11 protein-coding genes are annotated in these 13,077 nt (G+C 65.8%); 7 read left to right on the top strand and 4 right to left on the bottom strand.

Annotated features, from left to right (window positions below):
- Positions 1–94: 94 nt before the first annotated feature.
- Positions 95–1,582 carry a group II intron reverse transcriptase/maturase gene (gene ltrA / locus NS2_RS32895; RefSeq protein ID WP_071343620.1) on the bottom strand — a complete coding sequence of 496 codons (1,488 nt, stop codon included), beginning with the start codon at positions 1,580–1,582 and terminating at the stop codon, positions 95–97.
- A 915-nt stretch (positions 1,583–2,497) separates the two neighbouring features.
- On the opposite strand from ltrA, the gene NS2_RS32900 reads away from it, so the two are divergent.
- The 3 genes from NS2_RS32900 to NS2_RS32910 are packed head-to-tail and all read left to right on the top strand — an operon-like array spanning position 2,498 to position 4,485.
- Positions 2,498–3,262 carry a GntR family transcriptional regulator gene (locus NS2_RS32900; RefSeq protein ID WP_033091337.1) on the top strand — a complete coding sequence of 255 codons (765 nt, stop codon included), beginning with the start codon at positions 2,498–2,500 and terminating at the stop codon, positions 3,260–3,262.
- 11 nt (positions 3,263–3,273) lie between these two features.
- Positions 3,274–3,942 carry a YdcF family protein gene (locus NS2_RS32905; protein ID WP_147207402.1) on the top strand — a complete coding sequence of 223 codons (669 nt, stop codon included), beginning with the start codon at positions 3,274–3,276 and terminating at the stop codon, positions 3,940–3,942.
- 21 nt (positions 3,943–3,963) lie between these two features.
- Entirely contained in the window at positions 3,964–4,485 is a 522-nt protein-coding gene (locus NS2_RS32910) for an NUDIX hydrolase (protein WP_197707896.1), read from the top strand.
- Between the two features lie 392 nt (positions 4,486–4,877).
- Here NS2_RS32910 and NS2_RS32915 read toward each other — a convergent pair whose 3' ends face one another.
- Complete coding sequence (locus tag NS2_RS32915; protein WP_036551767.1) at positions 4,878–5,321, bottom strand: hypothetical protein; 444 nt, start codon at positions 5,319–5,321, stop codon at positions 4,878–4,880.
- A 372-nt stretch (positions 5,322–5,693) separates the two neighbouring features.
- Here NS2_RS32915 and NS2_RS32920 point away from each other — a divergent pair, with 372 nt between their 5' ends.
- Complete coding sequence (locus tag NS2_RS32920) at positions 5,694–6,566, top strand: serine hydrolase (RefSeq protein ID WP_158543967.1); 873 nt, start codon at positions 5,694–5,696, stop codon at positions 6,564–6,566.
- Between the two features lie 27 nt (positions 6,567–6,593).
- Here the strand turns inward: NS2_RS32920 and NS2_RS32925 are convergent, their stop codons facing one another.
- Complete coding sequence (locus NS2_RS32925) at positions 6,594–7,400, bottom strand: SDR family oxidoreductase (protein ID WP_033091334.1); 807 nt, start codon at positions 7,398–7,400, stop codon at positions 6,594–6,596.
- A gap of 25 nt (positions 7,401–7,425) precedes the next feature.
- Positions 7,426–8,211, bottom strand: a complete 786-nt coding sequence (locus NS2_RS32930) for a helix-turn-helix transcriptional regulator (protein WP_253251237.1) — start codon at positions 8,209–8,211, stop codon at positions 7,426–7,428.
- A 106-nt stretch (positions 8,212–8,317) separates the two neighbouring features.
- Here NS2_RS32930 and NS2_RS32935 point away from each other — a divergent pair, with 106 nt between their 5' ends.
- The 3 genes from NS2_RS32935 (at position 8,318) to NS2_RS32945 (ending at position 13,046) form a co-directional block, all read left to right on the top strand.
- The gene (locus NS2_RS32935) at positions 8,318–9,148 is read left to right on the top strand and encodes an SDR family NAD(P)-dependent oxidoreductase (RefSeq protein WP_036551765.1); all 831 of its coding nucleotides are present in this window, start codon (positions 8,318–8,320) and stop codon (positions 9,146–9,148) included.
- A 365-nt stretch (positions 9,149–9,513) separates the two neighbouring features.
- A complete protein-coding gene (locus NS2_RS32940) occupies positions 9,514–11,169 on the top strand; it encodes an acyl-CoA synthetase (RefSeq protein WP_033091338.1) in 1,656 nt (551 codons plus the stop codon).
- A gap of 215 nt (positions 11,170–11,384) precedes the next feature.
- Positions 11,385–13,046 carry an acyl-CoA synthetase gene (locus tag NS2_RS32945; protein WP_033091332.1) on the top strand — a complete coding sequence of 554 codons (1,662 nt, stop codon included), beginning with the start codon at positions 11,385–11,387 and terminating at the stop codon, positions 13,044–13,046.
- The last annotated feature ends 31 nt before the right edge of the window (positions 13,047–13,077 follow it).

The raw sequence follows: 13,077 nt of genomic DNA on the forward strand, positions 1-13,077 counted from the left end.
CGGGCGCGGTGCCCGAGTTGCCTCGGGTCCGTTTCCCGTGGCCGCCCTCCGAACCCGCCGTGCGCCTTTCAACGCAACGGGCTCTCCATGAATGTCATGCTGATGCGAGTGTTTCCAGTTGCGCTGCTCGGACGGTCCATGGTGTCGGGATCGCGTAACCCCGGAATCGACTGTGCTCGATAGTGATTGCCTGAGGTGGAATCAACACGGTCCCGTTCTCGGCATGACGGGAAGCGGGGAACCGGGGATCGGAATACCGTCGCCGGATCTGCCGCCATGTCAGTTTCGGATGCCGGCGGGCCAGCCATCGCTGCACCGCGAACCATGTGTAGTGGTCGAGATAAGCGAAGTTCGCCTTCGAGCATCCGTGCCGGAAATAGTTGCACCACCCCCGAATTACCGGGTTGAGGTGCTGGAGCATCGCTTGCAGCGTTTTGTAGGGTGATCCGGATCTGCGGGTGATGTGTCGCACCTTCCCGACGATCGAGGCCAAAGCCTTCTTCGACGGATAGGTGTAGACATATCTGCGGTTCGATCCTGCCTGCTTGCGACGCTGGATGCGCCACCCGAGGAAATCGAACCCGCTATCCATGTGCACGACACGGGTTTTCGACTCCGATAATGTCAATCCCATCGGAGCCAATACCTGCGCGACCTCGGCCCTGGCCGCTTCGGCATGATGTTGCTCGCCGTAGACCAGGACCACGAAATCGTCCGCGTAACGGACAATCTTGTAGGTCGCGCCCCCTTTGCGGCGCAACTCCAGCCGCCGCGATTTCGCGGCTGAGACGCTGGCCCCCTCGATGAGCGAATCCCATTTGTGTCGATAATGGTCGTCGAGCACCGACAGGGCGATATTCGCCAGCAACGGCGAAAGAATCCCGCCCTGCGGGGTTCCCGTGTGAGTGTCCCGGTCCAGCCCTTCCTCGGTGAGCACACCCGCTTTCAGGAACGAACGGACCAGGGCCACAACGCGTTTGTCGCCAACCCGACGCCGCAACCGCTCCAGCAGAGCGGTGTGGTCGATCCGGTCGAAACACGCCTCGATATCGGCCTCGAGCACCCACCGATAACCCTGGGCACCCATATGCACGATCTCGCCGACCGCGTCGTGCGCCGACCTTCGAGGCCGAAACCCATACGAACTGGGCTGGAAATCCGCCTCGAAAATCGGCTCGAGCACCAACTTCAGCGCCGCCTGAACAATACGGTCCGCTGTCGTCGGTATCCCCAACCTGCGCTTCTTCACCGGATTGCCCGGTTTCGGGATCAACTTCTCGCGAACCAGATCGGGACGAAACATCCCGTCCCTCAACTGCGTTCGCAGCCGCGACAACAGTACAGTCGATTCCTTGGGAATCTCACGGGGTACGACCCCGTCGACGCCCGCGGTCCGTCCGCCCTTGTTGCCGTGGACCCGTTCCCAGGCATGGACCAGAAACGCCGGATCACACACCAGATTGTGCAGATCCTTGAACACTCGACCCGCCTCGCGGGTCGCCCACCAGTGCAGTTTGGTCTGCATCCGCCGTACTCGCAGCCCGGCTTCCTCGAAGTCGGGCCACGATTCACTCGTATTCACAAGTGGCTCCGTCCATTACAGTCCCGCTCCTGCGGACATCCACTGGGGTCCTTCGCCATGTGAGACGGCTTTCCCGTCCTCGGACTACTACGACCCCTCCGCCCCACCCACGCCCCGACAGCCGACGACGAGCCTGCCCACCGAAAGCCGTTGGCTACGACCCCCCGGTGAGCGAGACGGGGTGGTTCCCGCGTTCACTGCTGTTCATTCGGGACAGGAGGCGGCCGACTTTGCCCCAGCGGCATCGTCACGGCTACACCGCAGACCTTCACCGTGACCTCCCTGCCGGCGTTACCGACCAGCCCAGGAGTTCCCCGCCACCAACCACTTCCGGTGACGGGTGCGCACCGCAAACCAGCCCAGATCCACCGAGTTCGAGCTGGCCGCTGCTTCTTGAGGAGCTTTACACGCCGGTTCCTTACGTCCGCCTTTGTCCCACGCTTGCCGGACCCGCACCATTCGGCAGTACTGACACGTCCCGGCGTTGTCGGGGCTGCTTCCCACCCTCCCCGGCGTCTCCCGGATCAGGCTGCCCCCAGCGACAGCAATCGTACTGCGACACAATCACTTCGGAGTCATCACACCTCCAATATGAACAGCAGCGCCTCGCGGCGCACGGTATCCCAATGCCGTTGGCCTGTAACGCATTGACTCCCCTTGCGGTCGCTCACCATGATCGTCATCACTGCATCTGAAAAACTCCAGGTAGACCCCGGCGTTGTGCTCGATTTCGCCGCGATCGGCCTCGACCTCCCACGCACCAGTCTCCAAATAAAGCCGGTTCTATTCAAACATCCTGGGACTAGTGAAGCAATAGAGCTGGCTCTAATAGATCTAGGTGGCACGGGACGCGGTTAGAGCTACTCTTAAACTCGATCAGTTCGCACCACCGCGACGAGAGAGCAGCTGAGCGACATGAGCGGATACCGAGTACTGGCGGCCAGCCTGCGCGAAGCCATCAACCAGGGCGAATACCAGCCTGGGACAACACTTCCCAAGCAAGACGAGCTGGCCGAACGCTACAGCGTCAACATCAAGACAATCCGGCAGGCGGTCGCTCTACTCGAAGCCGAAGGCCTGGTGACAGCAATCCGAAGGCGCGGAACCGTAGTCCGTGAACGCCCACCGCTACAGCGCCTCGGAATCGAGCGGTACTCGAAGAAGAAGTGGAAGTACGGCGACACGGTCGCGTTCATCGCCGATCGCGAAGCCTCCGGCCGACCGTGGGAACGAACCGATCAGACTCAAACCGTCACGCTCATCGAGGCGGATCCGGAGATCATGGAAGCCTATGGGCTGCAACCCTGTTCGCACGTCTACGAACGAGCACGCACCGTCAAGGACGCCGGGCGGCCGACCCACACCCTCGCCAGCTACTACCTTCCCGAAATCGTCGAGGGAACGCCGCTGGTGGACCCCACACCGGGACCCGCTGGTCCTGGCGGCGGCCTGGCGGTACTCACCCTCCAGGGCTACGAGCCCGACCACATGTCGGAAACGATCTTCGCGCGCATGCCCACCCCGGAGGAAGCCGAGACCCTCGAGCTGCCCGCCGGAGAACCGGTAATGATCCTTACACGTCGCACCTACACCGCGAATGATGTTCTGATCGAGTTTGCGCGCGGTGTCCACGCGGCATCCCGGTTCTCGTGGACGTACGACTTCAAGCTGCCCGAATAGAGGAGCCTCCGATGCCGACGACGACGTTGCCCGCTGAGTACCGCTCGGATGTCGAGATCCTCTGGGACTACAACCAACTGCATCATGAGCCGCGCCCGGTCGATGTCGGGATCGGCCTCGGCGGCCACGACTTCGGAGTCGCCGCCTACACGGCAGATCTCTTCCACGCGGGCACCTTCCCGTTGATTGTGTTCACCGGTGCGAACGCACCGACCACTGTCGACTTGTTCCCGCGCGGCGAAGCAGTGCACTTCCGCGAACGAGCCATCGAGCTCGGCGTACCCGCCGACGCGATCCTGGTCGAGCCCAACGCCACCAACACCGGCGACAACATCGACTTCACCCGTACCCTCCTGAGCGAGCACGGCTACTTGGACTCGATCAAATCGGTGATGCTGGTCTCCCGCCCGTACCAGCAGCGCCGCAGCTATGCCATCTGCCGCAAACGCTGGCCGGAAGTGGACGTGGTCTGCGGATCCCTTCCCCTCGCCCTCGACGACTACGTGGCCAACCTCGGAGACGTCGATCGCGTTATCAACATGCTCGTCGGCGACACCCAACGAATCTGGGTCTACCCGACGAAGGGCTGGGCTATCGAGCAGGAAGTACCCGAGATCGCGCAAGACGCCTACCGCCGCCTGGTCGACGCCGGGTTCACCCGACGCCTACTCCCCGAGTGAAACACCATCCGCCCTCGTGCAATGACGGTTGCGGCCCGGTCAGGCCCAGTACCCTGCACCCATGGGCCGCCGTATCGATTACCACCAGGATCCGAACGCACCCACCGCCAACAGCGTCCGCCCGAGTGCCGGCGCTTTTGTTCGCCGCGGCGACCACGTCCTTCTGATCGCCGCTCCGACAATGGCAACTGGTCGACGCCTGGAGGCGGACACGATCCCGGAGAGTCCCTCAGCCGCACGGCAATCCGCGAGACTGCCGAGGAGACCGGCGTCAACATTCGCCTTACCGGCATCGTCGGAATCTTCACCGATCCAACCCACCTCATCCGCTACACCAGCAATGACGAAGTGCGGCAGGAATTCTCGGTCATCTATCGCGCCGCGCCCATCGACGGCGAGCCGACGACCAGCAGCGAAAGCACGTCCGTCGAATGGGTTCCTGTCGAACGGATTCCGACGCTGACGATGGACCCAAGCCAGCGCAAGCGCATCGACTGGGCACTCACCAACGCCGAGCCGCACATCGATCCCGAACCTCGCTGACCGGCCACCAGGCCAGCCTCCCAACTACTTCGGAGCTATGAGCGAAGGCCGGAACACCTTCATGCTCGGCTATCCCCGCCTCCTCATCGGCCCAGTGTCTCGCTCCATTCGGACGAGCAAAGAGCGCTCCTCCGTCGCGTCGCTCCGCGATGCCTACGGCACCCCTTGACACGCCCTCCCTCCACCGAGGGCCGCCTGTATGAGAAGCAGGGAAAGAAGTCGCCTACGAACGCCACTCGGCGATGCGATCCCGCAATGGCTCGAGCGCCCAAGAGATCTTTTCCCGCAGACTTTCCCGCCTGGACACAACCAGAACCGGGCCGCGGCCCTCCAAGCCCCACAGCAGTTCGCCAGAGGCACCTCATCGCTTTGATTCCGAATATGGTTGCTGGTCAGCGGAGGGCGGGGGTGGTGAGGTCGAGGGTCAGGTGGTTTCGCCAGTCGTTGAGGCAGATGGCGTTTGGGCCCTCGAAGCGCACGCTGATGAACGGGTTGGAGAGGAACACGGGGGCGACCCACCGCAGTGCGCCGGTGGGGTCGAGGCGGGCGAGGTAGCCGAGATTGCCCATGCCACCGGCGCCTCCGCCCGACATCAGTCCGGAGCCGTCCGGGAGCGGGGTCTCGAAATAGCAGTCGCGTTCATGGCAGCCGTAATCCTCGATGACCTCGATGACGTCGAACGGTTCGCCGATCTCGAACGGAATCGGCCGGCCTGCATTCGGGTGATAGGCGCCGGGACCTGCGACGTCCAACTCCAGGCCGGTGTCGTCGGGCCTGTAGATCCCATCGCAGCGAGGAATCCAGTTGTCCTTCCAAGGGTCTGCGACCAGCCCCATCGTTGTCCCCTCCGAACACGCGCCCGTAGCGAAATATGGTTGCCTGCAACCGATCCCGCAACGCACCCATTCCGCGATGGCACCGTACCGCAGAGATTGAGCCCAGTGAGCGGCCGCGTCGCGAGTGCGCCTGTCGAGGTAGTTGCACAACTCACGGATGGCTCATTGCTCTGGGTCGGCGGATCCTGGGTGCGATGCCCGCCCGTTCAGCGCACCGAACTGCGGTTATAGAGATCATGGTTGCTGGAATGTGATCTGCGCGGATAGGTTTCGGCGGTGCGTGGATTCAGTAGGCGGATGCTATTGGGAGCCGGTGCGATTGCGGCTGGGGGGTTGGTGAAGGCGGCGGGGGCTCGGGCGGGGGTGCCGATCGTGGGGCCCGCGTTCGATGCGCAGTATCGGGCGATTACGAAGTTTGCCGGGGGGCGGTGGCATTGCCTGGTGAGTGATTTGGGGTCGGGGAAGCCGGTTGCGGTGGTGGAGGAGGATGCCGACTTCGTTATCGAGGGGGCCAGTGTGCAGAAGCTGGCGGTGATGACGGCGGTGATGAGCGAGGTCGATGCCGGGCGACTACGGATGTCGGATACCACCACGCTCGACGCGGATATCGTGGCCGAAGGTAGCGGGCTGTATTTGAATCAGGCGGCGTTCGGGGATCAGCTCACTGTCGCCAATTTGATGACGACGATGTTGCAGGTTTCGGATAACACTGCGGTGCGGTTGATGTCGCGGTTCGTGTCGGGGGATCGGATCAACGAGACGTTGGAGGGGTTGGGGTTCAAGGAGACTCGGGTGGTGCCGATTGCTGGGGACAGTCGGTTTTATCTGGGGTATACGACGCCTAGGGAGAACAATGAGTTGTTGTGTCGGCTCGCGTCGGGGACGTTGTTGTCGAGCCAGTCGACGCGGGACGTGTTGCGAATCATGTCGTGGTCGGCGGTGGGGTATACCGATGGGGTGCGGCGGAATATGTCGTCGGATGAGCGGGCTCGGTTTGCTACAAAGCATGGGGCGTCCGAGGACAAGCGGCATGATACGGGGATCATGTTCGATGCGGCGGGGGCGCCGTTGATGGTGTTCTCGTTCTTTGCCGATCAGGCACCGGATCCCGACAATTACGGCGCAACCAATCCGATTGTCGAGGCGCATGCCACGCTCGGGCGGGCGTTGCTCGATACCTATACGCAGCTGTCGCCATTGCAGTCGTTCATCGATCCCAAGAAGATCTCGGCGGGTGGGCACTGAGCCCAGCCGACGCACCGGGCCGGAGCGTCAGCCCGCCAGCAGGTTTCGCATGGCGGTGAAGACCTCTGACGCGCCGCCGAGGGACCAGCCGCCGTCCACGGGGATGATCGCGCCGTTCACGTAGGAGGCCTGCGGGGAGGACAGCCACAGGCAGCAGTCGGCGATCTCCTGGGCGGTGCCGTAGCGGCCCAGGGGGAAGGATTTGGTCACCAGTTCGGCGAGTTCGGGGGTTGGGGCCAGGCGGGACATGCCCTCGGTGTCCTCGATGGGGCCGGGGACGACGGCGTTCACGCGGATACCGGCGGGCGCCCATTCCAGGGCCGCGACCTTGGTGAGCATGTCGACGCCCGCCTTGGCGGCGCAGGCGTGGGCCTGCATGCTCATCGGGATGGTGGCCTGCGGCGCGGAGATATTGATGACCGACGCGCCCGGCGTGCGTAGGTGCTCGCGGGCGGCGCGTAGCACATTGAAGGTGCCCTTGAGGTCGATGTCGACGACGGCGGCGAACGCGCCAGGCGACATGGCCTCCGTGGCGGCCGGAAAGTTCCCGGCCGCGCCCGAGACCAGCACATCGAGCTCCCCGAGCTCGTCGCAGGTGGCGGCGATGCCCGCCGCGACCGCCTGATAATCACGGACGTCGGCGGCGAAGCCCAGGGCGGTGACCCCGCATTCCCCGAGCGAGTCCACCGCGGCGCGGACCTTCTCGGGCGTGCGGGACAGCACCGCCACCGATGCCCCGGCCCGCGCGAAGGCCTGGGCCACAACGAGATTGATGCCGCTGGTACCCCCGGCCACGAAAACCGTGCGGCCGGAGAAATCGAAGAGATCGCTCATCCCATGATTCTGCGGCGACCACGGCTCACGCGGCGGCGAAACGGACGGCGAGCTGGGTGCGGCTGGTGCAGGAGGTTTCGGCGAGCACCCGGCTCAGGTGCTTCTTCACGGTGTCGACGCCGATGAACAGACGCTCGGCGATCTGCCGGTTGGTGAGCCCGCGGGCGGCCAGATCGGCGACCTCCCATTCGCGCGGGGTCAGCTGCCAGTTCGCGGTCGCGGCCCGGCGCTCGCGGTCGCGGGCGAGCTGCTCGGTGACCAGCGGGGCGAGGTGACGGCGCAGGGCGTGCAGGACGGCCAGATCACGTTCGGGCACGCGCAGCGCGTCGGCGACGGCCATGCTGACGAACAGGACTCCGGCGGGCCCGGCGTCCATCACCATGGCAGCCTTGTCGGCAATGCCCTTGGGGCGCAGAAAGTCCGCGAGAAATCGGGTACCGCCCGGCACCTCGCTGAGCCGGATCACGCCACGGGTCCGCAGCAGTTCGGCGACCTGCTCACTGCGCAACGGGTCGACCTCGGTCCAGCGGGCGGCGTAGGCGGCGAGGAATTCGGCGGTGTAGCCGCCCTGGATGCCGCAGCCCTCGTTGATCGCGTCGGCCAGCGTATTGCCGTGCAGCACGGCGACTCCGGTGAAACCGAACCAGTTCTGCAGCGCCAGCAGCAGCCGCCCCCGGAACTCGGTCAGATCGCCGGCGCGGTCGACCGACTCCAGCACGCCGATCACGCGCCGGTGGTCCTCGACGCTCAACGGATCGCCCTCTGGCAGGGGCCTCGGGCGGCGGTTCGGATCGGTGAGGGCTCCAGTCACCCTCCCATATTCCACCTTTGGGCCATGCCGGGCCACGCCGCGACGCGGCAGGCTCTGGGACATGACCGCGGGCCGATCGGCCCGGGCACAGCGAGAAGGATCGACCATGAGTGCAGACGACACCCGGCGCTGGCTGATCACCGGGGCCAACAGCGGCTTCGGGGCGGCCTTCACCAAGGCCGTGCTGGCCGCGGGCGACGAGGTGGTGGCCGCGGTGCGACGGCCCGAGAGCATGGCGGATGTGGTTGCCGCGCACCCGGATCGGGTGCAGGTGGTGACGCTGGATGTGCGGGACGCGGCCGCCGCCGAGCGGGCGGTGAAGGCGGCCGGGCGGATCGACGTGCTGGTCAACAACGCCGGATACGGGATCGTCGGCGCGATCGAGGAGACCGCCGAGGCCGATCTGCGCGACGCCATGGAGGTGATGTTCTTCGGGCCGCTGCGGCTGACGCAGCTGGTGCTGCCGCAGATGCGGGAACGCCGCGCCGGGGCCATCGTCCAGCTGACCAGCATGGGCGGGTTCATGTCGTTCGCGGGCGTCGGCGTTTACAGTGCCGCCAAGGGCGCGCTGGAGCTGGCCAGCGAAGCCCTTGCCGCCGAGGTGAATCCGCTGGGCATCCAGGTGCTGATCGTCGAGCCCGGCGAATTCCGAACCGGTTTCGCCAAGCCCGCCGCACTCACCTTCGGCTCGGCCATCCCCGACTACGCCGCCACGGTCGGAGCCATCCGCGACGGCCTGCCCGCCTCCGACCAGCAGCAGACCGGTGACCCGGACAAGGCGGCGGCCGCCGTGCTCGCCGTCGTCGGGCAGCCGAATCCGCCACTGCGCCTGGCCCTGGGCGCGGACGCGGTCGGAGCGATTCGCGGCAAGCTCGCCACGGTCGCGACCGAACTCGACGCCACCGCGCACCTGGGCCTCACCACCGCCTTCGACTGATCGGCCAGCGGATAAAAAAGCGGATGGCCGCCGGCAAATGCCGACGGCCATCCGCGGTGGCTCTGTGGCCGTGCGATTACAGCATCGAGCTGCCGGTGAACACGGCGGACACGACGTTGGCGAGGATAGACAGCAGTTCCATGTGGGGGCGACCTCATCGGGTTGGAGAATGTGGAAACCGCAGCCTGCTGGATTCGGCTGAATCCAGCATGACGTGCGGGTGAACAGTTCTACCGACCCGGCGGGGCAACTCGCAAATTATCGGGCTGTCCGGATTTGTGTAACCAGGGTCACACCGCGCTGTTACCGTGGCGCTTACCCGCCGCCGAGTCGGGGTGGCGGCTCGGCACTCGGAGGTGGTCGACGTGGCCTCGGTATTGGAAAAGGCACAGCAGCGGGTGGTGCACACGGCGGAGACGCTGCGGGGGCTGCGGAAGTTGCGGGAATTGGGGCTGACCGATCCGCGCAAGCCGATGGAGACGATACGAACCGCGTTGGAGGGCAGGGTCTTCGGGCCGCCTGCGACGGCGGTGCGGCGGGCCGCGCGGATGTGGCCGGAGCGGGCGGCGGTGGCCGATGAGCACGGGGAGCTCACCTACCGGGAGCTGGACGAGCAATCCAACGCCCTCGCACGGGGATTGCAGCGGATGGGGGTGAAGCCGGGCACGGTGGTCGCGGTGCTGTCGCGCGATCACCGCGGGCTGCTGCTCACCATGGTGGCGCTGGGCAAGCTCGGGGCCCGATTGGCGCTGATGAACACCGGTTTCGCCAAACCGCAGTTCGCGCAGGTGTGTGAGCGCGAGAACGTGAAGGCGGTGCTGCACGACAGCGAGTTCCTCGGACTGCTCGACGCGCTGCCGCCGGAACTGCCGCGGGTGCTCACCTGGGTCGACGAGGGCATCGAGATTCCCAGCGGCGCAACGACTCTGGACGAACTCATCGCGGCCAACGCCAAGGCCCCACTGCCCGCGCCCAAGAAGCCGGGTGGATTCATCATCCTGACCAGCGGCACCACCGGCCTGCCCAAGGGCGCACCGCGCGAGCGGACCGGGCCGCTGGCCACCGTGCAGATGGTGGATCGTATCGACTTCCCGCAGGGCGGGACCATGGTCATCGTCTCGCCGATCTTCCATTCGACCGGATTCGGAACCTGGCTCGCCTGTTGCGCTTTCGGCAACAAGGTGGTGACCATCCGCCGCTTCGACGCCGAGTCGACGCTGCGCCTGATCGCCGAGCACCGCGCTCAGATGCTGGTGGCGGTGCCGACCATGCTGCATCGAATGGTGGAGCTGGACAAGACGATTCGTGATAGTTACGACCACTCCTCGTTGCGCGGCATCGTGATCGCCGGGTCGGCGCTGTCGCCGGAGTTGTCGGTGCGCACCGCCGAGGTGTTCGGGCCGGTGCTCTACAACCTGTACGGGTCCACCGAATGCGCGGTCGCCACCGTGGCGCGCCCGGAGGATCTGGCCATCGCGCCCGGCACCGCGGGCCGCGCGCCGACCACCTGCGAGGTCGCGCTCTTCGACGACGACGGGCGGCGCATCCGGGCCAAGAACGTGAAGGGCCGCATCTTCATTCGCTCCGGCTCACCGTTCAAGGGCTACACCGACGGGCGGCACAAGGAGGTCATCGACGGCTACATGTCCAGCGGCGATGTCGGCCATTTCGATGATCGCGGACTGCTTTTCGTCGACGGCCGCGACGACGACATGATCGTCTCCGGCGGCGAGAACGTCTTCCCGCAGGAGGTGGAGAACCTCCTGCTGGAGCGCCCGGACATCTTCGACGCGGCCGTGGTCGGCGTGGACGACGGCGAATTCGGCAAACGCCTGCGCGCCTTCGTCGTCCCCGAGCCCGGCGCGGAACTGACCGCCGACGAGATCAAGGCCCACGTGAAGGCCAACCTGGCCCGCTACAAAGTCCCCCGCGATGTCTTCTTCCTCGACGACCTCCCCCGCAATGCGACGGGCAAACTGCTGCGCCGAGTCCTCGTCGAGTACGAACCGCCGACCATGTAGAGCGGCGCCGAGATCGCGGCTGTGAGCTCGAGCCGCCCGTCGGCGATCCTGGGATCCCCGCCACGAGCTGGGAGATGTATTCGTTACCGCCGGTAACGGAGACCTCGGCCACACCTGGGCTGCGGGTGCTTGCTAGGGTTAGCACCGCACTGGATCTCAAGGTTGTGGTCCGTCCGCCGACTCGTCCGGCCGGGGGACCGCGGAAGGTTGTACCCATGTCACTTGCCCTTCCATCGGCTGGCACGGTTCTACGCAAGGCGGGTGATGCCGCACTCAGCGTCAATGCGATGGTTCGAGGGGGTCTGTTCAATCCACTGCGACCGGATATCGCGGCCCGGTCCGCCCTCAGCATGCTCAAGTTCGGCCCCTTCGCGGGCGCGGTCGTGCACGGCGCGAACACCAATGCGAAGAGCGCGGCCATCGTGGACGAGGGCGGTGAGCTGACCTTCGAGCAGCTCGACCAGATGTCCAACGCCTTCGCCCGCGGCCTCGCGGCGCAGGGCCTGGGCCCCGGCGACGTGGTCGGCGTGCTGTGCCGCGATCACCGCGGCATGGTGCTGACCCTGGCCGCCGCCGGCAAGCTGGGCGTGCGCGCGGTGCTGATGAACACCGGCTTCGCCAAGCCGCAGTTCACCGATGTGGCCGCGCGCGAGCAGGTCAAGGCGGTGCTGCACGACAGCGAGTTCTTCGATCTGATGTCCGCCATTCCGGCCGACATCCCGCGCATCCTCACCTGGGTGGACGCCAAGGACAATGCCGATCCGTCGACCCCGACCATCGAGTCGGTCTCGGCCGGGCAGTCCACCGACCCGGTGACCCCGCCGGAGAAGCCGGGCGGCATGGTCATCCTGACCTCCGGCACCACCGGCACCCCCAAGGGCGCGCCGCGCGACAAGGTCTCGCCGTTCATTACCGCGCAGTTCCTGGATCGAATCCCGTTGCCGCGCAACAGCACCGTGGTGATGGCCGCGCCGATCTTCCACGCCACCGGCCTGTCGCAGTTCACGCTGTCGCTGGCGCTGGGCAACCGGGTCGTGTTCCAGCAGCGCCGCTTCGATCCCGAGGGCACGCTGGCGAATATCCAGAAGTTCCGCGCCCAGGGCCTGACCGTGGTGCCGACCATGCTGCAGCGCATCCTCGACCTGCCCGAGGAGACCCTGGCCAAGTACAACCCGGCCGAGACGCTCAAGGTCGTCTTCGCCGCGGGTTCGGCGATCCCGCCGGACGTGGTCACCCGCACCCTCGACTACTTCGGGGACTCGCTCTACAACGTGTACGGCTCCACCGAGTGCGCGGTCATGACCGTGGCCCAGCCGCACGAGCTGCGCAAGGCCCCGACCACCGCGGGCAAGCCGCCGGTCGGCATCCGGGTCGCGCTCTTCGACGAGAACCGCAACCGCATCAGCGCGCCCAATGTGACCGGCACGATCTTCATCGAGAACGGGCACTCGTTCAAGCAGTACACCGATGGGCGCACCAAGGAGTACGTGGAGGGCCTCATGTCCTCCGGAGACGTCGGTCACTTCGACACCGACGGGCTGCTGTTCATCGACGGCCGCGACGACGACATGATCGTCTCCGGCGGCGAGAACGTCTTCCCGCAGGAGGTCGAGAACCTGCTGTCCAACCGCCCCGACGTCCTGGAGGCGGCGGTGGTCGGCGTGGACGACCGCGACTTCGGAAAGCGGCTGCGCGCCATCGTGGTTCCGGGCCCGGACTCCAAGCGCGACGTGCAGGAGATCAAGGACTACGTGAAGGAGAACCTGGCGCGCTACAAGGTGCCGCGCGAGGTCATCTTCCTCGACGAGCTGCCGCACAATGCCACCGGCAAGCTGCTGCGCAAGCCGCTCATCGAGATGGATGTCACGGGGAACTAGCCAAAACCGTTCGTGCCCCGCCGGTTAATAC

It is taken from the genome of Nocardia seriolae NBRC 15557, from assembly GCF_007990715.1.
GTDB classification, from domain to species: domain Bacteria; phylum Actinomycetota; class Actinomycetes; order Mycobacteriales; family Mycobacteriaceae; genus Nocardia; species Nocardia seriolae.